29 protein-coding genes and 1 pseudogene are annotated in these 22,247 nt (G+C 70.5%); 17 read left to right on the forward strand and 13 right to left on the reverse strand.

Going from position 1 to position 22,247, the window contains the following annotated elements; genetic code table 11:
• Window positions 1-20: 20 nt before the first annotated feature.
• A complete protein-coding gene (locus ACTOQ2_RS29330) occupies window positions 21-248 on the forward strand; it encodes a hypothetical protein (RefSeq protein ID WP_440103893.1) in 228 nt (75 codons plus the stop codon).
• A gap of 554 nt (window positions 249-802) precedes the next feature.
• Here ACTOQ2_RS29330 and ACTOQ2_RS29335 read toward each other — a convergent pair.
• The 5 genes and pseudogenes from ACTOQ2_RS29335 to ACTOQ2_RS29355 all read right to left on the reverse strand — a co-directional run.
• Window positions 803-1,069 (reverse strand): annotated as a pseudogene (locus ACTOQ2_RS29335) (DUF4143 domain-containing protein); the annotation flags it as partial.
• 19 nt (window positions 1,070-1,088) lie between these two features.
• Window positions 1,089-1,406, reverse strand: a complete 318-nt coding sequence (locus ACTOQ2_RS29340; RefSeq protein WP_440103895.1) for a hypothetical protein — start codon at window positions 1,404-1,406, stop codon at window positions 1,089-1,091.
• Between the two features lie 2 nt (window positions 1,407-1,408).
• Entirely contained in the window at window positions 1,409-1,603 is a 195-nt protein-coding gene (locus ACTOQ2_RS29345) for a hypothetical protein (protein ID WP_440103897.1), read from the reverse strand.
• Window positions 1,604-1,607: 4 nt separating this feature from the next.
• Window positions 1,608-1,823: a ferredoxin gene (locus tag ACTOQ2_RS29350; protein WP_440086682.1), complete on the reverse strand. Its 216-nt coding sequence runs from the start codon at window positions 1,821-1,823 to the stop codon at window positions 1,608-1,610.
• Between the two features lie 8 nt (window positions 1,824-1,831).
• Window positions 1,832-3,040, reverse strand: a complete 1,209-nt coding sequence (locus ACTOQ2_RS29355; protein WP_440103899.1) for a cytochrome P450 — start codon at window positions 3,038-3,040, stop codon at window positions 1,832-1,834.
• Window positions 3,041-3,144: 104 nt separating this feature from the next.
• On the opposite strand from ACTOQ2_RS29355, the gene ACTOQ2_RS29360 reads away from it, so the two are divergent.
• Together ACTOQ2_RS29360 and ACTOQ2_RS29365 are read left to right on the forward strand one after the other, a co-directional pair.
• The gene (locus ACTOQ2_RS29360; RefSeq protein ID WP_440071301.1) at window positions 3,145-3,768 is read left to right on the forward strand and encodes a TetR/AcrR family transcriptional regulator; all 624 of its coding nucleotides are present in this window, start codon (window positions 3,145-3,147) and stop codon (window positions 3,766-3,768) included.
• A gap of 223 nt (window positions 3,769-3,991) precedes the next feature.
• Window positions 3,992-5,272, forward strand: coding sequence for an MFS transporter (locus ACTOQ2_RS29365; RefSeq protein WP_440103901.1), 1,281 nt, complete (start codon window positions 3,992-3,994; stop codon window positions 5,270-5,272).
• A 58-nt stretch (window positions 5,273-5,330) separates the two neighbouring features.
• On the opposite strand, the gene ACTOQ2_RS29370 is transcribed toward ACTOQ2_RS29365, so the two are convergent.
• From ACTOQ2_RS29370 to ACTOQ2_RS29380, 3 genes are all read right to left on the reverse strand, one after another.
• Window positions 5,331-5,465: a hypothetical protein gene (locus ACTOQ2_RS29370; protein ID WP_440103903.1), complete on the reverse strand. Its 135-nt coding sequence runs from the start codon at window positions 5,463-5,465 to the stop codon at window positions 5,331-5,333.
• Between the two features lie 76 nt (window positions 5,466-5,541).
• The gene (locus tag ACTOQ2_RS29375; RefSeq protein WP_440103904.1) at window positions 5,542-6,792 is read right to left on the reverse strand and encodes a TolB family protein; all 1,251 of its coding nucleotides are present in this window, start codon (window positions 6,790-6,792) and stop codon (window positions 5,542-5,544) included.
• Complete coding sequence (locus ACTOQ2_RS29380; protein ID WP_440103906.1) at window positions 6,789-7,307, reverse strand: SigE family RNA polymerase sigma factor; 519 nt, start codon at window positions 7,305-7,307, stop codon at window positions 6,789-6,791. The genes ACTOQ2_RS29375 and ACTOQ2_RS29380 overlap by 4 nt, the downstream gene beginning before the upstream one ends.
• 147 nt (window positions 7,308-7,454) lie before the next feature.
• On the opposite strand from ACTOQ2_RS29380, the gene ACTOQ2_RS29385 reads away from it, so the two are divergent.
• From ACTOQ2_RS29385 to ACTOQ2_RS29405, 5 genes are all read left to right on the forward strand, one after another.
• Entirely contained in the window at window positions 7,455-8,141 is a 687-nt protein-coding gene (locus ACTOQ2_RS29385; RefSeq protein WP_440103907.1) for a nucleoside/nucleotide kinase family protein, read from the forward strand.
• A 193-nt stretch (window positions 8,142-8,334) separates the two neighbouring features.
• A complete protein-coding gene (locus ACTOQ2_RS29390; protein ID WP_440103909.1) occupies window positions 8,335-8,916 on the forward strand; it encodes an RNA polymerase sigma factor in 582 nt (193 codons plus the stop codon).
• Window positions 8,917-8,918: 2 nt separating this feature from the next.
• Window positions 8,919-10,001: an LCP family protein gene (locus ACTOQ2_RS29395; RefSeq protein ID WP_440103911.1), complete on the forward strand. Its 1,083-nt coding sequence runs from the start codon at window positions 8,919-8,921 to the stop codon at window positions 9,999-10,001.
• Between the two features lie 164 nt (window positions 10,002-10,165).
• A complete protein-coding gene (locus ACTOQ2_RS29400; protein ID WP_440071283.1) occupies window positions 10,166-10,405 on the forward strand; it encodes a hypothetical protein in 240 nt (79 codons plus the stop codon).
• A 463-nt stretch (window positions 10,406-10,868) separates the two neighbouring features.
• A complete protein-coding gene (locus ACTOQ2_RS29405; RefSeq protein WP_440103913.1) occupies window positions 10,869-11,489 on the forward strand; it encodes a TIGR04282 family arsenosugar biosynthesis glycosyltransferase in 621 nt (206 codons plus the stop codon).
• Window positions 11,490-11,517: 28 nt separating this feature from the next.
• On the opposite strand, the gene ACTOQ2_RS29410 is transcribed toward ACTOQ2_RS29405, so the two are convergent.
• From ACTOQ2_RS29410 to ACTOQ2_RS29430, 5 genes are all read right to left on the reverse strand, one after another.
• Window positions 11,518-12,804 carry an endonuclease Q family protein gene (locus ACTOQ2_RS29410; protein ID WP_440103915.1) on the reverse strand — a complete coding sequence of 429 codons (1,287 nt, stop codon included), beginning with the start codon at window positions 12,802-12,804 and terminating at the stop codon, window positions 11,518-11,520.
• Between the two features lie 182 nt (window positions 12,805-12,986).
• Complete coding sequence (locus tag ACTOQ2_RS29415) at window positions 12,987-14,015, reverse strand: methyltransferase (protein WP_440103917.1); 1,029 nt, start codon at window positions 14,013-14,015, stop codon at window positions 12,987-12,989.
• 131 nt (window positions 14,016-14,146) lie between these two features.
• Window positions 14,147-15,355, reverse strand: coding sequence for a cytochrome P450 family protein (locus ACTOQ2_RS29420; protein WP_440103919.1), 1,209 nt, complete (start codon window positions 15,353-15,355; stop codon window positions 14,147-14,149).
• 45 nt (window positions 15,356-15,400) lie between these two features.
• Window positions 15,401-15,874, reverse strand: a complete 474-nt coding sequence (locus tag ACTOQ2_RS29425; RefSeq protein WP_440103921.1) for a pyridoxamine 5'-phosphate oxidase family protein — start codon at window positions 15,872-15,874, stop codon at window positions 15,401-15,403.
• Between the two features lie 37 nt (window positions 15,875-15,911).
• Window positions 15,912-16,379 (reverse strand): anthrone oxygenase family protein, encoded by a 468-nt coding sequence (locus ACTOQ2_RS29430; RefSeq protein WP_440103923.1) that lies wholly within the window; start codon window positions 16,377-16,379, stop codon window positions 15,912-15,914.
• A gap of 304 nt (window positions 16,380-16,683) precedes the next feature.
• On the opposite strand from ACTOQ2_RS29430, the gene ACTOQ2_RS29435 reads away from it, so the two are divergent.
• The 9 genes from ACTOQ2_RS29435 to ACTOQ2_RS29475 all read left to right on the forward strand — a co-directional run bounded on the left by ACTOQ2_RS29435 (window position 16,684) and on the right by ACTOQ2_RS29475 (window position 22,218).
• Window positions 16,684-16,995 carry a cupin domain-containing protein gene (locus ACTOQ2_RS29435; protein WP_440103925.1) on the forward strand — a complete coding sequence of 104 codons (312 nt, stop codon included), beginning with the start codon at window positions 16,684-16,686 and terminating at the stop codon, window positions 16,993-16,995.
• Complete coding sequence (locus ACTOQ2_RS29440) at window positions 16,992-18,263, forward strand: beta-ketoacyl-[acyl-carrier-protein] synthase family protein (RefSeq protein WP_440103927.1); 1,272 nt, start codon at window positions 16,992-16,994, stop codon at window positions 18,261-18,263. The genes ACTOQ2_RS29435 and ACTOQ2_RS29440 overlap by 4 nt, the downstream gene beginning before the upstream one ends.
• Complete coding sequence (locus ACTOQ2_RS29445; protein WP_440103929.1) at window positions 18,260-19,483, forward strand: ketosynthase chain-length factor; 1,224 nt, start codon at window positions 18,260-18,262, stop codon at window positions 19,481-19,483. Before ACTOQ2_RS29440 ends, ACTOQ2_RS29445 begins: the two co-directional genes overlap by 4 nt.
• 117 nt (window positions 19,484-19,600) lie before the next feature.
• Window positions 19,601-19,855 carry an acyl carrier protein gene (locus ACTOQ2_RS29450; RefSeq protein WP_440103931.1) on the forward strand — a complete coding sequence of 85 codons (255 nt, stop codon included), beginning with the start codon at window positions 19,601-19,603 and terminating at the stop codon, window positions 19,853-19,855.
• 2 nt (window positions 19,856-19,857) lie between these two features.
• Window positions 19,858-20,322 carry an SRPBCC family protein gene (locus tag ACTOQ2_RS29455; RefSeq protein ID WP_440103932.1) on the forward strand — a complete coding sequence of 155 codons (465 nt, stop codon included), beginning with the start codon at window positions 19,858-19,860 and terminating at the stop codon, window positions 20,320-20,322.
• Entirely contained in the window at window positions 20,319-20,780 is a 462-nt protein-coding gene (locus tag ACTOQ2_RS29460) for an anthrone oxygenase family protein (RefSeq protein ID WP_440103933.1), read from the forward strand. Before ACTOQ2_RS29455 ends, ACTOQ2_RS29460 begins: the two co-directional genes overlap by 4 nt.
• 61 nt (window positions 20,781-20,841) lie before the next feature.
• The gene (locus tag ACTOQ2_RS29465) at window positions 20,842-21,579 is read left to right on the forward strand and encodes an SDR family NAD(P)-dependent oxidoreductase (protein WP_440103935.1); all 738 of its coding nucleotides are present in this window, start codon (window positions 20,842-20,844) and stop codon (window positions 21,577-21,579) included.
• 1 nt (window position 21,580) lies between these two features.
• On the forward strand, window positions 21,581-21,913 hold the full coding sequence (locus tag ACTOQ2_RS29470) for an antibiotic biosynthesis monooxygenase family protein (protein WP_440103937.1): 333 nt from the start codon (window positions 21,581-21,583) through the stop codon (window positions 21,911-21,913).
• A complete protein-coding gene (locus ACTOQ2_RS29475) occupies window positions 21,910-22,218 on the forward strand; it encodes an antibiotic biosynthesis monooxygenase family protein (RefSeq protein WP_440103939.1) in 309 nt (102 codons plus the stop codon). The genes ACTOQ2_RS29470 and ACTOQ2_RS29475 overlap by 4 nt, the downstream gene beginning before the upstream one ends.
• Window positions 22,219-22,247 lie beyond the last annotated feature (29 nt).

The raw sequence follows: 22,247 nt of genomic DNA on the forward strand, positions 1-22,247 counted from the left end.
ATCGGATGGAGGTCCGATCCATGGACGATGGTAAATCAACGACACCCGAGCCGGTGATTTCGGGCTGGCGGGTCATTCTCAGTGACAGGGGGCGGCTGTGGGCCTCCCGCGTCGTCCCGTTCACCGATGCCGAGTTCGACGCCGGAGCGGCGCGTACGGTCGACGCCGACACCCTCGACGAGTTGCGGGCCGAGGTCGAGCGGCAGGAGAGTGCCGCTCGGCGGGGGACCGGGCAGGCGGTCTCGTGATCTGGCACAGGCCCGCGCCTGCCAGGGGGCGGCACCGTGACGGCATGGTCCCCGCCCTCGTTCCTCGCCGCTCTTGGGATCGGCGGGCACGCGCGGACGCGGAGCGACTGGATCGAGAGTGGAAGGACTGGGCCGTCTTCTACGGCACGCACTCGCGCCTGTTCTACGCGATCGCGGCCTGGCCCGTGGCCGGACCGGTGACCCTCCAGGCTTCCACCGCCGACGATCTCGAAGCCCAGAGGTACGGAGTCGCCATGGCCTTGGCCGTCCGGCCTGAGGCGGCCACTGCCCGTACATCCCCTGAACGGGCGCGGCGGCGTTCCCGCGACCGTGCCGAGGACCCCCGCGAGCGGCGGTGCGAACCTTCCGGGACCGCTCGCGAGGGCGGGGACGACCGGGGACCATGAGCCCGGTCGCCACGCGGTGCCCTCGTCAGGGGTGGCGAGGGCACCGTTCCCGCCAGAGGTGGTCCGGTGAACATAGATGAGCGGGACATCGCCGGAGGCTCGTGCCAGAATGCCGTCGACTTCGACTTCGACTTCGACTTCGACTCGGTCTCGGTCTCGATAGTGGTAGAGCCGTACAGGTTCTTCCGCCCACGTCGGTTGGCGGGCCAGCTCACCGAGGACGAAGTTCTCTATCAGCGGACCCACGGGGGCGGTTGTGTCCGTAACCCGGGATGAGGTAAGGCCGGAAAGGTGTGCTCCAAGCCCAGAATCGACCACCAGGAGTTTGGGCGTCGCGATGGCGCGGGTGGTCGCGTTGGAGGACCAGGCCGGAATCCGTCTCTTCTCCGATGCGAGAGGCGGCCACCGGCTCATCGCCGACCTGGCCTGCCGATCAGCGTGGACGGCTGAGCGCGGCCTCGGCCAGATCCGTCCATTTCTCGGCCGAGGAGTGGGGCACGACCACCCAGTCCTTCATCGCCCTGCCCCGCCCCGAGGGGTCGAACAGGGACGCCCCGGCCAGCTGGAGCGCGGCTGTGTGTTCGGGGGTGTCCCTGACCAGCCGGAACACCATCGCGCCGTCGCGCTGCAGGCTCGCGAACACCTTCCCCGCCTGATCTTTCAGCGCGGGACTCCCCATCATCTTGGAGATCCCCACACCCAGGTCGGCCAGCTCGGCGCCGACCTGCCTGAAATCCTCTTCCGCGCTCATCGTCAGTCGGTCCCCAACTCCGTGGCGGCGTGGTCGAGCGGCTCGTCGTGGCCGGGACCCTTCCCACGTGACGCGATCGCCTCGGCCCCGCCCTCCGGCAGCACGGCGATCAGGCTAGCCGTCCTGGCGGTACCGATCAAGGCCGGATGCGGGGTGCCGAAGCCGGCCCGGCCGGCCACGACGGGCTGACCGGGCAAAGCACTACCGGGCCGGGGAGGCGTCCGGATCGCTCACCGAGATGGCGCCCGAGGGGCACAGCTGCCGGGCCCGGCGGGCGGCGGCGTGCAGCTCGGGCGGGGGCGTCTCGTCGAGGAGCACGACGGTGCCCTCGTCCTCGCTCTGGTCGAAGACCTCCGGCGCGGTGAGCACGCACATGCCCGCTCCGATGCACCGCGCCACGTCCGTGGTGACCTTCATGTCCTCTCCTACCATCTGACCGGCAGCTCCCGTACACCGTAGATGGACATCGTGTCCCGCATCGGGACCTCATCCGCCGGCACGGCGAGGCGCAGGCCGGGGAAGCGGTCGAACAGCATCGGGAACGCGGTGCGCATCTCCACGCGGGCGAGCTGCTGGCCGAGGCACTGGTGCAGCCCGTGACCGAACGTCAGGTGCCCGGTCGCGGGGTTGGTGATGTCCAGGTGGTCGGGGTCGGAGAAACGCGCGGGGTCGCGGTTGGCGGCCAGGAGCGAGAGGGTCACCGGGTCTCCGGCCCTGATGAGCTGCCCCTCCACCTCGACGTCCTCCAGGGCCGCGCGGAGCGGGCCGACGTGGATGATCCCGAGGTAGCGCATCAGCTCCTCGACCGCGTTGTCGATCAGCGAGGGGTCGGCGCGCAGCGCGGCGAGCTGTTCGGGGTGCTGGAGCAGGGCGAAGGTGCCGAGGCTGAGCATGTTCGCCGTCGTCTCGTGCCCCGCGACGAGCAGCAGGAACCCGATGTTGCTCAGCTCCTCGTCGGTCAGGTCGCCGTCCGCGATCAGCCCGCTGAGCAGGTCGTCGGCCGGGTCGGCCCGCTTGGCCGCGATGAGCCGGGCGAAGAACGCGCCGAAGCCGACGAACGTCGCGCGGATGTCCTCGACGGAGGACTCCAGGTTCAGCAGCACCGCGGTGGACCGCTGGAACTCGTCGCGGTCGGCGTACGGGACGCCGAGCAGCTCGCAGATCACCAGCGAGGGGATGGGCAGCGCGAACTCCCGCACCAGGTCCTGGGGAGGCCCGGCCTTCTCCATCGCGGCGAGTCGCTCCTCGGTGATCTCGCGGATCCTGGGCTCCAGCTGCTTCATCCGCCGCACGGTGAACTGCGCGGTGAGCGGCTTGCGGTAGCGGGTGTGGTCGGGCGGGTCCATCCGGATGAACAGGCCGGGGTCGGCCGGGCGGCGCATCTCCTGCATCAGGGGGAAGGGCACCGGGACGTGCAGCAGCTCGCGCCGGGAGCTGAACCGGGGGTCGGCGAGGATCGCCCGTACGGCGGAGTAGCCGGTCACCAGCCAGCCCGTCGTGCCGTCCGGGTAGGCCATCGGGGCGACGGGCCGCTCCTCGCGCAGCGAGGCCAGGCGCTCGGGCGGTTCGAAGGGGCTGGGACGTCCGAAGGGGAAGGTGACCGCTTCCGGGTGGGCGGGGTGGGACTGTGTCATCTCGCGCTCCTCTGCGGTGATGCGCTTCGTCCCATCCAGAAAACTACATCGTGTGCAAAATTACAATAGGTGCAAAGTATGCTCAGATGCATTAAGCTGCCCGCATGAGTGAGGTCCCGGGACTGCGCGAACGCAAGAAGCTCCGCACCCGGCACGCGCTCATCGCCGCCGCGCTGGAGCTCTTCATGGAGAAGGGCTACGAGCAGACCACCGTCTCGGAGATCGCCGCGGCCGCCGACGTCTCGACGCGCACCTTCTTCAGCTACTTCGCGAGCAAGGAAGACGTGATCTTCTCCAACACGCGCGACGGCCTCGATCGCGTGCTGCGGGTGGTCGCGGAGCCCCGTCCGGGAGACCGGGCGATCGACCTGCTGACCCGTGCCGTCACCTCCGTCTTCTCCGAGCTCGTCCTCGACGGGCAACTGCAGAGAGAGATAGGCCCGGTCAACTACCTCGTCATGACCGTTCCCTCGTTGCGGGCGCGTAGCCTGCTGCTCCTCTTCGAGGGCCAGCGGGAGCTCGCCGAGGCCCTGCACCGGGCATGCCCGGAGGAGCTGAGCCTCGTCGAGGCGTCGGCGGCCGTCGGCGCGGTGATCGGGGGCGGCAAGCTCGCCGCCTTCGTCAGCATGAGCAACGGCGCCTCACCGGAGGAGATGCTGGAGTCCGGTCGCCGGGCCACCGAGTACGCCCTGTCGGCCCTTCGCGCCGCCGCCTCGCGGGTGTCCTGACCTCGTCCCGCCTCGCGGGTGTCCCGACCTCGCTCTGTCGGCCTTCCGTGCCGCCTCGCGGGTGTCCCGGCCTCGCTCCGCAGGCCTTCCGCGCCGTCCCCCTTCGCCGTCCCGGCCTCGCCCTTCTCCCCGCGTCGCGTACGGCCACGCCGCTCCATACCTCGGACCGGCGGATCTCCCTGGTATGCCGCCGGTGACGCTTTCGCGTCTATGCTGACGTGACATGGCGACGTCCTCTCCCACCGCGGTCCTGCTGGGAGAGAGGCGCTTCGTCCTGCTCGCCTCGGCTCGGACGATCTCCGTGCTGGGGGACGGCTTCGCCCGGGTGGCCCTGGCGTTCGGCGTGCTCGCGATCCCCGGGAGCACCCCCGCGCAGCTGTCGCTGGTGATCGCCTGCCAGGCCGTGCCGCAGCTGCTGCTCATCCTCGTCGGCGGCGTGCTGGCCGACCGGTTCTCCCGGTCAGGCCTGATGGTGATCGCCGACGTTCTGGGCACCGCCGCGTACGGCGGGCTGGCGGTGATGCTCCTGACCGGCGATGCGCCGATCCCGGCGGTGGCGCTGCTGGCGACCCTGGCGGGGGTGGCCACCGCCCTGTTCGTACCGGCGATGACCGGGGTGGTACCGGAGGTCGTGCCCCGGGAGAGGCTGCAGGAGGCCAACGCCCTGCTCGGGGTCGCGAGGAACGGCGCCATGGTGCTGGGGCTGGCGCTGTCCGGTGTCGCCGTCGCCCTGGTCGGCGCCGGGTGGGCCCTGGCGCTCAACGCCGTCTCGTTCCTCGTCAGCGCCGCGCTGATCCGCGCCATGCGCCTGCCCCGGCGCCTCCGGGTGTCCATGGGATCCGGCTGGTCCGACCTGCGGCACGGCTGGCGGGAGTTCGTCTCACGCCAGTGGCTGTGGGCCGTGGTGCTCCAGTACGCCTTCGTCGTCGCCGCCGTCGGGGCCAACGTCGGCGTGCTCGGTCCCCTGATCGCCGAGCGGGACCTGGACGGAGCGAGCTCCTGGGCGCTGATCGTCACGGCCCAGGCGCTGGGAACCGTCGCGGGCGCGGGCCTCGCCGCGCGCCTGCGGCCCCGGCGCCCCATGCTCCTCGCGGTGCTGGCCACCTTTCCCATGGCGCTGCCGATGGCGCTCCTCGGAGCCGGGGCACCGCTGTGGACGATCGTGGTCGCGATGTTCGCCGCCGGGGTGGCCGGGGACGTGTTCGGCGTGCTGTGGACCACCACCATGCAGCGCGAGGTGCCTCCCGAGGCGCTCTCCCGCGTCAGCTCCTACGACTGGTTCGGATCCCTGGCCCTGGCGCCCCTCGGCATTCTCGTCGCCGGTCCCGTCGCCGCCGCCGTCGGTCCCGGCACCGCCCTTCTCGGCTGCTCCGGTCTCGTCGTGGTCGCCACGCTCGCGGCGCTGCTCTCCCCCCAGGTCCGCACTCTCCGGGCGCCGGCCACCGAGGAAGCCGTACGGCCCGCGCCAGGGGAGAGCGCGGGCCGTACCCAAGAGGGCGGTTAGGGGTTGGGGACGGTGTCGACCCAGGTGGTCGAGGCGGAGCGGTAGTCGTTGACGCGGCTCAGGACGGTGGCGGGGGCGACTTGGGCCAGCCGGCGCCGGGCACGCCGGGGCCACCGGCGTTGGTGCGCACGGTCCAGTTGTGCGCGGAGACGTTCGGGTCGGCGTTGCGGTACGCGAAGTCGTCGAACACCACGCCGCTGCCCCCGGGAGGAGGCGTGATCGTGGGAGTGGGCGTCGGGGCCGGGCACGAGCCCCGGCCCTTCCCTCCCTCACCTGATCGCGGCCAGGTCCACGACGTACATCTTCTCCCCGAGCTGATAGGTGATCAGCCGGTCGAAGCCGATGTCGGGGATGCGCATGCCTCCTCTCTTGTCCCGTTGTATGCCTAGGTCGGAGGACGTGCCGGTGAGCAGGTCGTAGAGGAAGACGCCACCCTCCATGGGCATCCTCAGGTGGAACCGCTCCATGCCGGAATCGAACACCCGGACATCGAAAGGCACCGTCCGCTCCCCGGAACCGTCACGGTCGCGGACGAAGGCGCGTGGGTCGGATCCCTTGGGCACGCGCTGGCCGGAACACCGGTCGACGCCGCAGAAGACGAAGCTCTCGTCGGGCTTGACCACGGCGCCACGCCGCTCCCCCGTCTCGACGTTGAACAGCTCGCTGAAGTCGACATGCCTGTCCGGGGCGTCCCGATCGGTGTGGTGGCCCACCCAGGGCCACCGCAGGAGGTACTGCCCCTCGGTCCCCGGCACCGCCCGCGGCTCGCCGCCGCGCAGCGGCACCCGGTACACCCCGAAGCCGTCGCGGGTGAAGACCACGTCGGAGCCCACCACTTCCAACGCCTGGATGTGGCGGCCCTTTCTCGTGACGTCCAGGGAAACGTCGGTCACCTTCCGAGGGCTGCCGCCGCCGACGGGCACCGCCCAGATCCGCACGACCCGCTGCCGGCCCGGCTCCTTGTACAACGTCCACCAGACGATGTTTCCACCGCCCGCGGCGACGTCTTGGGAAGGGGACGTCGAATTCCCGGCCGGGATCTCGGCGATCCGCCGGGGCCTGCCGCTCTCCAGGTCGTAGCTCCACAGGAACTGCCTCCTCCCGTCGCCCTTCGCCGTCTTGACGAGCAGCGTGCGGTCGTCGATGAGCAACTGCGGGATGTAAGCGCGGCCGTCGGGCAGCTTGGCGGGGATCTTGTGCAGGGCCTGCGGCCATACCCGCTCGATGGGCGGCGGCTTCTCCCCCGGGGTCGGGGCCGGGGTCGGCTGGGGCGTCGGTCCCTGCGCGTCCGTGGCGTTCACCGCGGGCTGCTTCACGGCCGTCGAGCCCAGGACCCGCACCGCCGTACCCGCCCCACCGGCCACCACGACCACGGCCGCCGCCGCGAGCAGCGCGGCGGGCGCCCGCCGGGGGCGGCGGCGTGCCCGGACCGCCGCGGACAGCCTGGTCCTCGCCTGCTCGGGCACCTGGTCCGCCGCCCCGGCCAGGACGCGGGTGAGCTTGTCTTCGATGTCGGTCATCGCGTGCTCCCGTGGGCCGCAGGTGAGGTGGAGAGGGAGGACCGCAGTTTGTCCAGGCCGCGGGAGGCCTGGCTGCGCACGGTCCCCTGCGAGATGCGGAGCACCTCGGCGATCTCGGCGTCGGCCAGCTGCTCGTAGTAGCGGAGCACCAGCACGGCGCGCTGTCTGCGGGGCAGCGCGGCCAGCTCCTGCCAGAGCCCCTGGTCCTCCTCGGAGGGGAAGACCGCCTCCCAGGTCCGCTCGGGCGGCTCCCCGGTGAGATGCTCGCGCCTGCGCCGCCGCCAGATGCTGACGTGCAGCCGCGCCATCGTCGTCCGGGCGTAACCGTGCGCGTCGCTCTTGCGCCGCACCCTCGGCCAGGCGTCGCGCAACCGGGTCAGCGCCTCCTGCGCGAGATCGGCGGCGTCGTGGGGGTTGCCGGTCAGAACGTACGCGTAGCGGAGCAGAGCCTCACCCCGCTCGGCCACGAAGTCGTCGAAACCGGGCTCGTCGTCCACATACCGTCCCTTCTCCATCGTCATGGCCTAGACGCCGAAGAACCCGGAAACGTTGCACCGCGCCGTCGATGCGTACAGGCCGCGCTGGATGTCGGCGGGCGGCTCGGCTACGTTCGTTCAGGTGACGACCACCTCGGCTGTCCCGGTTCGGGGCGGTCTGCCCCGATGACATCCCTCGACGACCTGGTGGTCCGGGCGCGCTCCCTCGTACGGGAGGGGCGCCGCGCGCTGCTCGGCGTCACCGGAGGCCCGGGGGCGGGCAAGACCACCCTCGCCGAACACCTGGTCCGCCTGCTGCGGCCGGCGCCTCCCGAGGGGCTGCCGGAGCGGGAGTGGGTGGCGTACGTGCCGATGGACGGCTTCCATCTCGCCGACGTCGAGCTCGACCGGCTCGGGCGCCGCGACCGCAAGGGGGCCCCGGACACCTTCGACGCCGCCGGGTACGCGGCCCTCCTGCGCCGCCTGCGCGAGGACGAGGACGATCCGGTCTACGCGCCGGCCTTCGAGCGCGACCTGGAGCAGCCGATCGCCGGCAGCATCCCGGTCCCGCGGGCCGCCCGGCTCGTCGTCACCGAGGGAAACTATCTGCTGCTCGACCAGGGCGACTGGGTGCGCGTGCGGTCCTGGCTGCACGAGGTCTGGTACTGCGACCTCGACCCGGACGAGCGCGTGCGCCGTCTCGTCTCGCGGCACGAGCGCTTCGGCAAGGACCCCGACGCGGCGGTGGCCTGGGCGCTGGGAACCGACCAGCGCAACGCCGACCTCATCGCCACCACCCGCTCCCGCGCCGACCTCGTCGTCCCGGACGCCGTCCTGCGCTCGATCGGCGACAGCGAGACGGGGCCCGGTTGACGCGGGCCGGTTGAGGCAGGCCGGTTGACAGAGACCGGTCGGCCCGGCGAGGTCGACTCCGGGGAACGGGGAAGCCGGCGCGGTCCGCGGGCAGGCCGTCTCGCGGACCGTGAACCCGGTCGGGGGGTCGTGGCGATACATCGCTGATCACTTTTCCGACGGGAAGGCCGGCCCTCATGCCATGGTGCCCGCGATGACCGCGCCACTCACCGCCCAGACTCGCGACTGCGACCTCATCGACGAGTCGCGGACCCACCCGGAGGCATTCGCGGCGCTGTTCGACCGCTACTCCGGAATGCTCTACCGGTACGTCTCCCGGCGGCTGGGCCCGGAGATCGCCGAGGATCTCGTCGGCGAGACGTTCCTGGTCGCCTTCGCCCGCCGGAGCCACTACGACCTGGCCTACGCCGACGCCCGGCCGTGGCTGTTCGGCATCGCCACCAGGCTCGTCTCCCGGCACCACCGCACCGAGGCCGCCCGTTACCGGGCGCTGCGGCGCAGCCCCGCCGAGGGCACCGTGGAACCCCCCGCCGACCGGGTGGTCGCGGAGGTCACCGCCCAGGTGTCCCGCCCGGCGCTCGCCCGTGCGCTGGCCGGGCTCTCGTCCGGGGACCGCGACGTCCTGCTGCTGGTCGCCTGGAGCGACCTGTCGTACGTGGAGGTCGCCCGGGCGCTGGACATCCCGATCGGCACCGTGCGGTCCCGCCTGAACAGGGCCAGGCGGAAGGTACGCGCGGAGTTCGGCGACAGCAATCCGATGCACGAGGAGGAGTGACCATGGACGATCTGACGATGCTCCGCGACCTCGGCCGCGAGCTGGAGCACGAACCACCCGCCACGCTCGCGCACCAGCGTGCGCGCCTGCTCGACGCCTCGGCCGGCTCCCCCCGGAGCCTGTCCCGCGCCCCGGCCCGCTCCCGGTGGCGGCTGCCCCGCGCGATGCGGGGCTGGCCGATGCTCGCGCTGGTCGCGGCGGTCACCGCCGTCGTCGTCGTCATTCCCGTCGTGCTCCTGAGCGGGCGCCCGCTCGCATCGGGCCCGTCGGGAGACCGCCCGTACAAGCAGGGAGAGGCGCTCAACGTGCTGGTGGTCGGGATCGACGGTGAGGCGCTCAGCCCCCGCTGGCGCGAGGCCGCGGGGATGCGCAGTGACACGATGATCCTGCTGCATATCTCCGCCGACCGGCGGAAGACCCGGGTCGTCAACATCCCCAGGGACTCGATCGTCCGCATTCCCGCCTGCGAGTCCCCGGACGGGACGGCGCTTCCGGCCAGAAACGACATGATCAACTCGGCGTTCCACACGGGCGGGCTGTCCTGCGCGTGGAAGACGGTCGAGTCGGCCACGGGGATCCATGTCGACCACGCGGTGGAGATCCATTTCTCCGGGTTCAAGGGCGTGGTCGACGCGCTCGGCGGGGTGGAGGTCACGCTGCCGCGGCCGGTGGACGATCACAAGGCGAAACTGCGGCTGCCCGCGGGAAGGCGTCTTCTGCTCAACGGCGAGCAGGCGCTGGGTTACGTGCGGCTCCGCAACTTCGGCGACGGGACCGACCTGGAGCGGATCAAGCGCCAGCAGCATTTCATGAGCAGGCTGCTCATGAAGGCGAACAGTCAAATGGACAACCCCGCGAGGCTTCTCGCCCTCATCACCGAGGTGAAGAAATCGGTCAGGACCGATGCCGGGTTCGACCTGGGGGCGATGTACGCCATCGCGCGGGGCATGGCGAAGTTCGGGCCCGGCTCGGTCGCGTTCTCCACGGTTCCCACCCGTCCGCACCCCGAGGATCCGAACCGTCTCGCGTGGGACGGGGCCGCCGCCGAGCGGCTCTTCGCCGGGATCAGGAAGGACGGCGGGTGAGCCAGAGGGCTTCTCGTCCCCGGCTGTCGGCGAGGACATAAGTGGATAAAAGGGGCGGAGGTGCCGAATGTGGCTCGGTGTGAGTTTTGATGGTCGATGTGGTTCGTCTTTCCTGAAAAAAGGCGATATCTCCGTGGAAACATCCGCACGTCATGGGAGAACCCATGTCCGTTGCCCGCTGTATCACCACCGCCGCCCTCGCCGCCCTCATGGTGGCGCTCACCGCGCCGGTCGCGTCCGCCGCTCTCATCCCGCCCCGGCCCGCCGTGCCGGGCGAGTGCTCGCTCTTCGGGGCGGTGACCGTCAGGAAGGGCGATCGTACGGAGACCTGGACGTGGGGGCCGGGCTACCAGAGCTACCTCAGCAGTGAGAGCAGTTCCCGGCAGTTCACGCAGACCATGTAGGAGTTCACGCAGGCCATGTGGGGGAGGTCAGGCCGGGTGCCGGCGGACCCGGCCGGTGAGGCCGGGGCCGCCGGAACCCGGCCGCCCGAATTTCCGATCATTCTCTGACCATGGGCCTGAACTGGTCATTTCTTGGCAGCATGCCGCCGTCCCTCAAGGGTGAGCCTGTCCGACGGTCTTAGCGTCGAACGATGGAGATCGACGTGATGTCGTCCCGCCAGGACGAGCGGGCGGCCCTGACACGCCGGGTCGTGGCCGATCGAGCGGACGCATGAGCGGCGCGGGGAACGGGTGGTACGGCACCGGCCCGTTTCCGTACACCCGGGCCGAACTTTCCCGGGACGAAACACTCCATGGTCCCCGGGACGAAACACTCCGTGGCGAGGCGTCCCGGAACCAGCGAGCCTGGAGTGAGTCATCGCGGCGCGTACCGTCCCAGGGCGGGCTGCCCAGAGGGCAGGTCGTGGTGATCGCCGGGGAGCCGGTGGCCGGGAAGGCCAAGCTCGGGTTGATCCCGCCCTTCACCGCGTACGAGGCCGCGGCGCTGGCCGCCGCCGCCCTCGAGGACACGCTGCGCGCGGTCGCCCGCGTCCCGGTCGCCCGGCGAGTGCTCGCGCTCGACGGCGCCCCGGGACCCTGGCTCCCGCACGGGTTCACGGTGCTGCCGCAGCGCGGGAACGGGCCGGACGAGCGGCTCGCCGCGGCCCTCGACGACGCCCACCGGCTCCTGCCCGGTCCGGTCGTGCTCATCGGCATGGACACCCCGCAGGTCACCCCGGACATGCTGGTCTATGCGCTGTCCCTGCTCAGCGCCTACGACGCGGTGTTCGGCCCGGCGACGGACGGCGGGTTCTGGCTGCTCGGGCTGCGCGCCCCCGACCCCGCTCTCCTGCTCGGCGTCCCGATGCCGGAACCGACCACCGGCGAGATCCAGCTGCGGAGGCTGGGGGAGGCCGGGTTGAGCGTCGCCCTGATGCCCCGTCTCACCGATGTGGACACCGCGGCGGACGCGTTCACGGTGGCCGCGCAGGCCCCGCGGTCCTTTTTCGCCGCCACTCTCGCCAGGATGAGCGCGCTCCGGTGAGCGGGGCACCGGGAGGCGGTACGGAAGCCTAGAAAAGCGTTGGGGCGGCGGCCTCGTCCGCCCGCTCCAGCTCGCCCGGCTCGAAGAGCCTGATCACGCCGTACGTGCCGTCGTACCCGGGTTCCCGGATCACCTCGCCGCGGCGCAGCCGCCCGACGGCCTCCGCGAGCGGCGGTGAGTGGGCCGCGATGTCGTCGACCGGTACGTCCTCCAGAATGCCCAGCTCGGGTCCCAGGACGGCGGTGAGCCTGTTGACCTCCTTGAGGACCTTCTTGCTCTTCGACCCCACGTCGAGGATCTCGCCCACGATCTCCGGCAGCGGTACGAGGTTGCGGAAGCCCGCGACGCCCTCCGGCCGGAAACCGCCGGGCCGGTCGGCCAGTTCCTGGACCCGGTTCAGCACGCCCACCGTGAGCGGCTTCCCGCACACGGGGCAGATCCCGTCGCGCCCGCGCGTCTCCTCGGGGTCCATCCGGATGTCGCACTTGCGGTGCCCGTCGACGTGGTACTTGCCCTCCTCGGGGAAGAACTCGGTCGTTCCCGCGTACCCGGCCCCGGTCTGGAGCGCTCGCAGGACGGCGAAGTAGTCGAGGTCGGTCTCGAACACCGTGGTCTCGCGGCCGAGCATGGGCGGCGAGTGGGCGTCGGAGTGGCTGACCAGCCGGTAGCGGTCGAGGGCGGAGACCCGCCAGTTCATGGCCGGGTCGCTGGACAGCCCGGTCTCCAGCGCGAAGATGTGTTCGGAGAGCTCGCCGTAGCACTCCTCGATCGTGTCGAACCCGGACTTCGAGCCGAAGACGCCGAACCACGGCGTCCAGACGTGGGCGGGCACCAGGTAGGCGCCGTCGCCGCTGCTCAGGGTGATCTCCAGCAGGGCGCGGGAGTCCATGCCGAGGACGGGCCGCCCGTCCGCGCTCAGGTCGCCGATCCGTTCGAGCCTCGCGTTGAACGCCGCGGCCTCGTCGAAGCCCGGCATGTAGACCAGGTGGTGGATCTTGCGGGTACGTTCGCCACGCCGGTAGATCGTGGAGATCTCGGTGGACAGCATGAATCGCACCTGGTCGGAGGCCACCCCGGCGGGCGGCGGACCGAGGACGTCCGGAGCGCGTTCCTCGCGCAACCGGAACAACCCCGGCTCCGCCGGTACGAGGTTCTCGCGCAGCTGCTCGAACCACACCGGATGTGTGAAATCACCGGTGCCCATCAGCGCGATGCCCTTGCGCCGCGCCCACCATGTCAGATGTTCCAGATCGCTGTCTCTGCTGCAGGCCCGAGCGTATTTCGAGTGAATATGCAGGTCAGCATGGAAACGCATTCATCACATTCTGCCACAGGCCAGATATGGCGCGTAGGAAAGGGGCGAACCGGCCGTCGTGGATCGTCGCGAACGGGTGCCCTCGTGCGGGGACGGCCGCGAAACGCGGCCGGAGCCGCTGAGCGGATCCCCCGGGAGGTCCTCTCAGCGCTCCGGAACGCCCTGCGGCCCGCGGTTCCCGCTCAGAGCGGTTTGTTGGCGACCAGCAGTGTGGTGAGCTCGTTGAGCGCGACCGGCTCCTCGACCGTGAACCCGGCCTCCGTCAGCCATCCGACCCCCTGGGAGACCGTGTACTCCGACGAGCCGCTGATCATGGCCATGTTGAGGCTCATCAGGAGGTTGAAGACGCCTTCGCGGCGCTCGTCGTCGATCATACTGTCGTAGACGAGGAGCGTGCCGCCGGGGGGCAGCTGCTCGAAGGCCCGCCCCACCAGCTCGCGGCGGCGCTCGTCGACCCAGTCGTGCAGGACGTGGCCGAATATGTAGACCTGGGTGTCGGGCAGCGGGTCGCTGAAGAAGCTGCCCGCCTGGTAGGTGACCCGGTCACGGAGGTCGGTCTCCCCTCCCACCGCGTCGACCAGCTCGTCGAAGAATGGCTCCAGCGGGGGCAGGTCGAAGGTCACCCCGCGCAGGTGGGGGTGGGCGGCGGCGATTCTCGTGGTGAGCAGCCCGCGGCATCCGCCCAGGTCGGTGAAGGACTTCACCTCGTGCCAGCGGTACTTCTCGGCGAGCGGGCGGGCGAGCAGTACCGCGTAGCCGTCCATCGCCTCCGTGAAGGCACGGGCCCGTCGGGGGTCGGCGTACAGCTCGGACGTGAAGTCGCCATTGGCGGAGAACTTCTGCGCCAGGTTCTCGCCCGACCGCAGGAACGCGCCGAGGGTGCCCCAGGCCGGGTAGAGCCGGCGCTGGTTGAAGGCGAGGAAGCCGCCGATGTACTCGGGCTTGGTGGGGTCGAGGTAGGCCGAGGCGAGGGGGGTCGTCCTGTACTGGGAGCCGTCCCGCGACAGCAGGTCCATCGCGACCAGCGAGTCCAGGTAGTCGTGGGTCAGCGAGGGATGCAGACCGAATTCCTGCTGGATCTCCGAGGCGTCGGCGGGACCGCGGGACAGGCGGGCGAAGATCCCCAGCTCGATCCCGGCGAACAGGGCCTGTGCCTGGAAGAATCCGGTCGCCGTCCTGACGATGGGCAGTGCGCTCTCCGGAAGGGACATCCGGCTTCCTTTCTGATAGGTGTGGAACGAAAGGGGCGGTCGGAGGGGGGAAGGGGCGGCGCGCGGGCCGTACCGGGAGCGCGCGGTGGGAATCGGGACGCGAGGGCCGTGCCGGGGAGGGCGAGGGAAGGTCAGGGGGCGAGCCGTACCGGGAGCGCGTGGAGGGACCGTGAGAAGAAGTCGCGGTGCCAGGTCACGTCCTCGGGGGCGCAGTCGAGGGTCAGATCGGGAAACCGCTTCAGCACCGCGTTGATGGCCACCTGTGCCTCGAGCCGCGCCAGGGGGGCGCCCAGGCAGTGGTGCAGCCCGTGGCTGAAGGCCAGGTGCGGGTTGGGGTTGCGGGTGATGTCCAGCCGGTTCGGGTCGGGGAAGGCCGCCGGGTCGCGGTTGACCGAGTGCACGGACACGATGATCAGCGAGCCGGCCGGGATCGTGGTGTCCCCGATCTCGATGTCCTCCGTCGCGTGTCCCTCGATCAGCGCCAGCGAGCTCTCGTAGCGGAGGAACTCCTCGATCGCGGAGTTGATGAGCTCGGGTCGCGCGGCGAGCAGGGCGAGCTGGTCGCGGTTGACGAGCAGCGCGTGGAGCCCATTGGTGATCAGGTTAACGGTGGTCAGGAAGCCCGCGAAGATGAGGAGCATCACGGTCGCGACGAGCTCCTTCTCCGAAAGCCTGTTCTCGCCGTCGCGCGCCTCGATCAGCCCGTGGATGAGGTCCTCGCCGGGGTTCAGCCTCTTGTGCTCGATCAGCTTCTTGACGTACTCCCCGATGCTGGCCTGCTTCTCCCGGAAGCGCTGCACGGGGTTGCCCTCGTAGCTCTCCTCAAGGAAGAAGAAGACGGTCTTCTCCCGCAGGTCCGCGAGATCTTCCGGAGGCAGCCCGAGCAGCTCCCCGATGACCATCATTGGCAGGGGGAAGGCGAAGTCCTCCATGAGGTCCGCCCTGCCCTCCTTCTCCAGCTTGTCGAGCAGCCGGTCCGTGAACTCCTGCACGCGGGGGCGGAGGAGCTCGGTGCGGCGGTGGGTGAACGCCTTCTGCACCAGCTTGCGCAGCCGGGTGTGCTCCGGGGGGTCGGTGCTGACCATGTTGTTGGCGAACGAGCTCTCGCGCTTCCTGTCACCGGCGGAGGGCCCGTCGGAGTGGTGCACGGCCTTGCTGAAGCGGGGATCGACGAGCAGCGCGCGGGCGTCCTCGTAGTGCGGGACGAACCAGGCCTCCAGCCCGATGGGGGTCTGCATGCGATGCACTCGTCCCGCCGCGCGCAGTCGCTCGTAGAAGGGATAGGGATCGGTCAGGGCCGAGTCGGGAATGCCACTCAGCGGCAGGGTCGTCTCCGACATGTGCGCTCCTCGAAGGGTTCAGGCAGGTGAGACGGGCCGGGCGCGTCAGGCGAGCCAGCGGCCGTCCTTCATCACCGTCCGGCCGGGGATCTCACCGCGGTGCCGCCAGGCGAGAACGCGCCGGGGGGTGAGGAAGAGGTAGACGCAGCCGGGCACTCGGGAGGGGTTCACCGGCAGCTCGGCGAGGATCGCGGGGGCGTCGGCGGGCAGCTCGGGGTAGGGCACGATCTCCACGGGACCGTCGATGAGCACCACGTCGGCAGGGCTGCCGAGCGCGGCCCGCGCGAAGCCGTGCCCGCGGAGGTTGCGGACCGTCCGGTGCCGCTCCTGCGTCGCCATCACCAGATGGACTCCGTCCCACACGCATCCGAGCGGGACCAGGTGCGCGTCGGGGGTGCCGCCGGTCGCGAGCCAGGCGTGCCTGTCGGTCGCCAGCCTCTCCAGTACGTCGGCCCTGCGTCGGCCGAGATCGCGGGCGGGGGGCAGGCCGACGCCCCGCGCGGTGCCGGTCACGGACATGCTCTCTCCTTTCTCGGACGGTTTCCTGCCCGGTCGCTCAAATGGTGGAAATAGCCGAAACGGCTGCCGTGGCGTTTCCCACCAGAGCGAGAACGGCGAATGTGGTACGGAGCAGATTCCATTTTCCCCAGAGTCCTCTCGGATCTTCCCAGTTCGCCGGCATCGCGTCGGGGTCGAGTGATTTGACGCGCCGGTTGATGGGGACGTTACGGGTTTGTGAGACCACTCCGACGCAGGCCAGGCAGACGGCCGACGCTATGAAAAGAAATCTCGCCGTATCGTTTCTGGAAAGAGCGGAGAGAATGACGTCCAGAGCGAGTGACGTGCCGACGATTATCGGCATCATCGGGTCGTAGGCGCGGCCCAGGAGTTTGTGGGCCGCCACGTAGCGATCGGGTGCCATCGCCTGCATCGCGGGCCAGACGCCCACCGCGTGAGTGAACAGCACGCCGGCCGCGAGCCCGCTGCCGACCAGTACGGCGGCGGTGAGAATTTGGGCAATCACGTATGTCGCTCCTCCTCTCGGTCACCGCATGAAGTATCACGCCCAGGACTTGAGGCGGCCTCGAATATGGCTGGGGAACAGCCGTCCCGTCTCTTCGACCGGCTTTGAGCGTAATTCGAGGATGCTTCGAGCAGGTGCGGTGATGATGATGACGCTCAGCGGAGGTATCCGTCTGGATAGGAGACTTTGAATGGCGACAGCCCGATCTAAGGTCAGTGCCGACGAGGTTGCGCCGAATCGTCGCCGTGGTGGTGACATTCGCGTTCTTCTCGGCCCCGCGACCGTGGGATCGACTTCGGGATTCATGGGGGTGCTGACCCTGGAGCCCGGTGAGTTCGTGTCCGAGCACTACCACCCGTACTCCGAGGAGTTCCTCTATCTCGTGCGCGGAGAGCTGACGGTCCGGGTGGACGGGGCACCGATCCGGCTGAGCGCGGGCGAGGCGCTCATGATTCCCATCGAGGTCCGGCACCGGGTCGAGAACGACGGGAGCGAGCAGGCGCTCGCGGTGTTCCAGCTCGGCCCGCTGGCGCCGCGTCCCGAGCTCGGCCACGTCGACACGGAGCCGTTGCCCAACGCCTCGGAGCCCTCTCTCAGCGTGGGGGACGGGAGATGACACGCCGCCAGGTAGCCGTCACCGGCATCGGGGTCGTCGCCCCGGGCGGGACGGGCCGCAGGGCCTTCTGGGAACTGCTGACGTCGGGCCGTACCGCGACCAGGGCGGTCTCGCTGTTCGACGCCGAGGGGTTCAGGTCGCGCATCGCGGCCGAGTGCGACTTCGACCCGATCGCGGAGGGGCTCACCGCGCGCGAGGCCCGGAGGATGGACCGGGCCGCGCAGTTCGCCGTCGTCTCCGCCCGGGAGGCGATCGAGGACAGCGGTCTCGATCTGACCGGGCTGGAGCCGTCCCGCGTCGGCGTGACGCTGGGCAGCGCGGTCGGGTGCACGATGAGCCTCGAAGAGGAGTACGTCGTGGTGAGCGACTCGGGACGGCAGTGGCAGGTCGACCCGTCCTACGGCGTCCCGCACCTGTACGGGCATCTGGTGCCGAGCTCGATGGCTGCCGAGGTCGCGTGGACGTGCGGCGCCGAGGGCCAGGTCACCCTCATCTCGACGGGATGCACGTCCGGCCTCGACGCCGTCGGGTACGGCGCGCGCCTGATCGCGGAGGGAACGGCCGACGTCGTGGTCGCCGGCGCCACGGACGCCCCGATCTCGCCGATCACCGTGGCCTGCTTCGACGCGATCAAGGCGACCTCGCCGAGGAACGACGATCCCGCGCACGCCTCGCGCCCGTTCGACAGGGACCGCAACGGTTTCGTGCTGGGCGAGGGGGCCGCCGTGTTCGTCCTGGAGAGCCTGGAGCACGCCCGGCGCCGCGAGGCCCACGTCTACTGCGAGGTGGCGGGCTACGCCACGCGCGGCAACGCGTACCACATGACCGGGCTGAAGCCCGACGGGCGCGAGATGGCCGAGGCCGTCCGGGTGGCCCTGGACACCGCCCGGGTGAACCCGGAGGACGTGGACTACATCAACGCGCACGGTTCCGGGACCAAGCAGAACGACCGGCACGAGACGGCCGCCTTCAAGCGCAGCCTGGGCGACCACGCGTACCGGACGCCGGTCAGCTCGATCAAGTCCATGGTCGGGCACTCGCTCGGCGCGATCGGGGCCATCGAGGTGGCGGCCTGCGCGCTGGCGATCGAGCACGGGGTGGTGCCTCCCACGGCCAACCTCGACACGCCCGATCCGGAGTGCGACCTCGACTACGTCCCGTACACGGCGCGGGAGTGGCCGGTCGACGTGGTGCTCAGCGTGGGCAGCGGCTTCGGCGGGTTCCAGACGGCGACCGTGATCACCGCCCCCGGAAGGCTCGTGGCATGAGCGCTGCCGCCCCGGTGGTGACGGGGGTCGGCGTCGTGGCCCCCACCGGCCTCGGCGTGGAGGAGCACTGGGCCGCCACGCTCAGGGGAACGAGCAGGATCGGCAAAATCGGCAGGTTCGACGCGTCCCCGTACCCGGTGCGCCTCGCCGGGGAGGTCGGCGACTTCACCGCGAAGGGGAACGTCCCCGGCCGCCTGATCCCGCAGACCGACCACTGGACGCACATGGCGCTGGTGGCGACCGACATGGCCCTGGCCGACGCCGGTGTGAACCCCGCCGACCTGCCCGAGTACGAGATGGGCGTGGTCACGGCGAGTTCCTCCGGCGGGGTGGAGTTCGGCCAGCGCGAGATCCAGGAGCTGTGGGACAAGGGGCCCCGGCACGTCGGCGCCTACCAGTCGATCGCCTGGTTCTACGCCGCGACCACCGGGCAGATCTCCATCCGGCACGGCATGCGCGGTCCCTGCGGCGTCGTGGTCGCGGAACAGGCCGGCGCCCTGGAGTCGCTCGCCCAGGCCCGCCGGGTCCTGGAGGACGGCGCCCGGCTGGTCGTGAGCGGCGGCACCGACGCCCCGTTCAGCCCCTACGGGCTGACCTGCCAGATCGCCAACGGGCGCCTCAGCACGCGGACCGATCCGCGACGGGCCTACCTCCCCTTCGACGCCGACGCCAACGGCTACGTGCCGGGTGAGGGGGGCGCGATCATCATCGTGGAGAACGCGCGGACCGCCAGGGCGCGCGGGGCGGAGAAGACGTACGGCGTGATCGCCGGTCACGCCGCCACGTTCGACCCGGCCCCGGGGAGCGAGCGCCCGCCGGCCCTGCGACGGGCCATCGAGAACGCGCTCGCCGACGCCGGCCTGGAACCGCGCGACATCGACGTGGTCTTCGCCGACGCGGCCGGCGTCCCCGAACTCGACCGGGCCGAGGCGGAGGCGATCACGGCCGTATTCGGCGAGCGGGCGGTGCCGGTCACCGCGCCCAAGACGATGACCGGGCGGCTGTACGCCGGAGGGCCCGCCCTCGACATCGTCACCGCCCTGCTCGCCATCCGCGACTCGATCATCCCGGCGACGATCGGCGTCGGTGACCCGGTCCCCGACTACGCGATCGACCTGGTCACGGACGAGCCCCGGGTCATCGAGGTGCGCACCGCGATGGTGCTCGCCCGCGGATACGGAGGGTTCAACGCCGCGCTCGTGCTGCGGGCGTCCCCGTGAGCGGCCGGCCGTACGGACGACCGTGCCGCGGGCGTCCCCATGAGCAACCGGCCGTACGGACGACCGCGGCGCGGGCGTCCTGAGCGACCGGCCGTACAAGCAACGACAGGAGCAGCGATGAAGGACTTCGACCTCGACGATCTGCGGGAACTCATGCGGATCAGCGCGGGCGTGGACGAGGAGATCGACATCGAGGGCGACATCGTCGACACCACGTTCACGGACATGAACTACGACTCGCTGGCCGTGCTGGAGCTGGCCAGCCGCATCGAGCGGGACTGGGGCGTGGCCGTCCCCGACGAGGTGGCCACGGACCTGAGGACCCCCCGCGAGGTGCTCGATTACGTCAACCGGAAGGCAGGGGTGAACTGACCATGGCGGGACACACCGAACGGGCGATCGTCATCTCCGCTCCGCCGGACCTGGTCTGGAGGATGACCAACGACGTCGAGTTGTGGCCGGACCTCTTCAGCGAGTACGCCAAAGCCGAGATCATCCACCGGGAGGGTGACACGGTCCGCTTCCGCCTGACGATGCATCCCGACGACGACGGCAACGCCTGGTCCTGGGTATCGGAGCGCACGGCGGACCCGGCGACGCGGACCGTGCGGGCGCACCGGGTCGAGACCGGCTGGTTCGAGTACATGAACATCCGCTGGGAGTACCGCGAGGTGCCCGACGGGGTGGAGATGCGCTGGATCCAGGACTTCCGCATGAAGGCGGACTCGCCGGTGGACCTGGAGCAGATGACCAGGCGGATCGACACCAACACGCCGGTGCAGATGGAGCTGATCAAGAAGAAGGTCGAACAGGCGGCACGGGAGGCCGGGACCACATGACGGACCTGCTGCTGCCGCTGGCGCTCCTGGCCAACGGTCTCGCCGCCGGTGTGCTGGTGGGCACGGTGCTGGGGGTCGTCCCGTTCTACATGACGCTCGCCGCCGACAGCTACGTCAGGGCGCACGCCTTCGCGGTCGGCAGGTACGACCCTTTCCAACCGGCCTGCCTGCTGATCACCTTCGCGGCGGACGTCGCGGCGGCGATCACGGCACCCACGGCGGCGGTACGCGCGCTGTGCGCGGTCGCCGGCCTGGCGGCCGTCTCCGTGGTGGCCATCTCGCTGACCAGGAATGTCCCGATGAACCGCTGGATCAGGGCGCAGGACCCGGAGACGCTGCCCGCTGGGTGGGACATGGAGGCGTTCAGGCGGCGGTGGGCGCGGTGGAACAGCACGCGCACCGCGGTGGCGCTGCTCGCCCTCGTCCTGAACACGGTGGCCGCCGCGGCCCTGCCGTGAACGGCCGCCACCGTCTCGCCGTGAACGGCCGCCGATCCCGTGACAACAGAGGAGAAAGCTCGTGAGTTTCCGACTGGATGGAAAGAACGCCCTGGTCACCGGCGGAAGCCGGGGGATCGGGCGGGCGGTGGCGCTCGGCCTCGCCCAGGAGGGATGCAATGTCGTCGCCTGCTACCGCGCGGACAAGGAGGCGGCAGGGAGGCTGGAGAGCGACCTGGCGGCCACCCCGGGCCGGCACAGCGTCGTGCAGGCAGACGTGAGCCGCCCGGAGGACGTGAACGCCCTGATCGACGAGTGCCGCGGCACGCTGGGCTCGCTGGACGTCGTCGTGCACAACGCGGGGGCCATCAGTCACGTACCCTTCGCGGACCTCGAACTCGACGAGTGGCACCGGATCCTCGACACCAACCTCACCGGCATGTACCTCGTGGTGCGCGGGGCCCTGCCCCTGATGTCCGAGGGCGGGTCGGTGATCGCGATCGGTTCCAAGGCGGCGATGGTCGGCGTGCCGCTGCGCACCCACTACACCGCGTCCAAGGCGGGCGAGCTCGGCCTCGCACGGTCCCTGTCCAAGGAACTCGGCCCGCGCGGTATCCGGATCAACGTGATCGCGCCCGGGATCATCAACACCGACGCCGTGACGAACCTCAGCCCCGAGCACGCGCAGCGCTACCGCACGATGACCGCCCTCGGCAGGCTCGGCGAGCCCGAGGAGGTCGCGGACGCGGTGCTGTTCCTGTCCAGCGACCGCTCCCGATACATGACCGGCGAGACCATTCACGTCGACGGAGGGATCTGACATGGCGGAGACGACCGTATTCCGGGTGATGCTGCGGATGCAGATCTTCCCGGGCATGGAACGGGACTTCGAGAAGGTCTGGTACTCCGTCGCGGACGTGGTCGGCGACAACCCCGCGAACGTCGGGCAGTGGCTGCTGCGGAGCGCCGAGGAGGAGAGCGTCTACTACATCATGAGCGACTGGGTGGACGAGGCGAGGTTCCGCGAGTTCGAGGGCAGCGACGCCCACGTCGAGCACCGCAGGAAGCTGCACCCGTACCGCTCGCACGGCACCATGGCGACCCTGAACATGGTGTTCGACCTCGGCCGCGAGCGTCTGGAGAGCGGCGGATGAGCGGTCAGGTCCGGGTCGTCGTCTACTACTCCGCCTCCGCCGAGGAGAGCGGCTCCGTGGTTGAGGCCTACCGCGAGGTCAACGGCGGGATGCGCGGCACCCCCGGCCTGCGGAACAGCCAGCTGCTCCGCTCGGCGCTCGAACCCGGCGAGTTCGCCGTGGTCAGCGAGTGGGCGAGCCTCGCGGAGTTCCGTGCTTGGGAGGAGGGGACGCGGCACAAGGGACAGACGTCCTCGCTCCGGCCCTACCGGGACGACAGCCAGGGGAGAGGTTACGGGGTCTATGAAGTCGTGGACGAACTCTGAGCCGGTGACGGGGCCCCTTACGGAGCCCC

The organism is Streptosporangium sp. H16 (assembly GCF_051918855.1).
In the GTDB taxonomy this organism is placed as follows: domain Bacteria; phylum Actinomycetota; class Actinomycetes; order Streptosporangiales; family Streptosporangiaceae; genus Streptosporangium.

Bases quoted from the DNA above. Each gene is read 5' to 3' on its own strand.
- ACTOQ2_RS29355 (WP_440103899.1), bottom strand. From the start codon at position 3,040: ATGACACAGTCCCACCCCGCCCACCCGGAAGCGGTCACCTTCCCCTTC.
- ACTOQ2_RS29420 (WP_440103919.1), bottom strand. From the start codon at position 15,355: ATGTCGGAGACGACCCTGCCGCTGAGTGGCATTCCCGACTCGGCCCTG.
- ACTOQ2_RS29375 (WP_440103904.1), bottom strand. From the start codon at position 6,792: ATGACCGACATCGAAGACAAGCTCACCCGCGTCCTGGCCGGGGCGGCG.
- ACTOQ2_RS29380 (WP_440103906.1), bottom strand. From the start codon at position 7,307: ATGGAGAAGGGACGGTATGTGGACGACGAGCCCGGTTTCGACGACTTC.
- ACTOQ2_RS29475 (WP_440103939.1), top strand. From the start codon at position 21,910: ATGAGCGGTCAGGTCCGGGTCGTCGTCTACTACTCCGCCTCCGCCGAG.
- ACTOQ2_RS29365 (WP_440103901.1), top strand. From the start codon at position 3,992: ATGGCGACGTCCTCTCCCACCGCGGTCCTGCTGGGAGAGAGGCGCTTC.
- ACTOQ2_RS29410 (WP_440103915.1), bottom strand. From the start codon at position 12,804: ATGCGTTTCCATGCTGACCTGCATATTCACTCGAAATACGCTCGGGCC.
- ACTOQ2_RS29330 (WP_440103893.1), top strand. From the start codon at position 21: ATGGACGATGGTAAATCAACGACACCCGAGCCGGTGATTTCGGGCTGG.
- ACTOQ2_RS29360 (WP_440071301.1), top strand. From the start codon at position 3,145: ATGAGTGAGGTCCCGGGACTGCGCGAACGCAAGAAGCTCCGCACCCGG.
- ACTOQ2_RS29390 (WP_440103909.1), top strand. From the start codon at position 8,335: ATGACCGCGCCACTCACCGCCCAGACTCGCGACTGCGACCTCATCGAC.
- ACTOQ2_RS29385 (WP_440103907.1), top strand. From the start codon at position 7,455: ATGACATCCCTCGACGACCTGGTGGTCCGGGCGCGCTCCCTCGTACGG.
- ACTOQ2_RS29340 (WP_440103895.1), bottom strand. From the start codon at position 1,406: ATGAGCGCGGAAGAGGATTTCAGGCAGGTCGGCGCCGAGCTGGCCGAC.
- ACTOQ2_RS29425 (WP_440103921.1), bottom strand. From the start codon at position 15,874: ATGTCCGTGACCGGCACCGCGCGGGGCGTCGGCCTGCCCCCCGCCCGC.
- ACTOQ2_RS29395 (WP_440103911.1), top strand. From the start codon at position 8,919: ATGGACGATCTGACGATGCTCCGCGACCTCGGCCGCGAGCTGGAGCAC.
- ACTOQ2_RS29440 (WP_440103927.1), top strand. From the start codon at position 16,992: ATGACACGCCGCCAGGTAGCCGTCACCGGCATCGGGGTCGTCGCCCCG.
- ACTOQ2_RS29450 (WP_440103931.1), top strand. From the start codon at position 19,601: ATGAAGGACTTCGACCTCGACGATCTGCGGGAACTCATGCGGATCAGC.
- ACTOQ2_RS29435 (WP_440103925.1), top strand. From the start codon at position 16,684: ATGGGGGTGCTGACCCTGGAGCCCGGTGAGTTCGTGTCCGAGCACTAC.
- ACTOQ2_RS29350 (WP_440086682.1), bottom strand. From the start codon at position 1,823: ATGAAGGTCACCACGGACGTGGCGCGGTGCATCGGAGCGGGCATGTGC.
- ACTOQ2_RS29460 (WP_440103933.1), top strand. From the start codon at position 20,319: ATGACGGACCTGCTGCTGCCGCTGGCGCTCCTGGCCAACGGTCTCGCC.
- ACTOQ2_RS29415 (WP_440103917.1), bottom strand. From the start codon at position 14,015: ATGTCCCTTCCGGAGAGCGCACTGCCCATCGTCAGGACGGCGACCGGA.
- ACTOQ2_RS29445 (WP_440103929.1), top strand. From the start codon at position 18,260: ATGAGCGCTGCCGCCCCGGTGGTGACGGGGGTCGGCGTCGTGGCCCCC.
- ACTOQ2_RS29400 (WP_440071283.1), top strand. From the start codon at position 10,166: ATGTCCGTTGCCCGCTGTATCACCACCGCCGCCCTCGCCGCCCTCATG.
- ACTOQ2_RS29455 (WP_440103932.1), top strand. From the start codon at position 19,858: ATGGCGGGACACACCGAACGGGCGATCGTCATCTCCGCTCCGCCGGAC.
- ACTOQ2_RS29470 (WP_440103937.1), top strand. From the start codon at position 21,581: ATGGCGGAGACGACCGTATTCCGGGTGATGCTGCGGATGCAGATCTTC.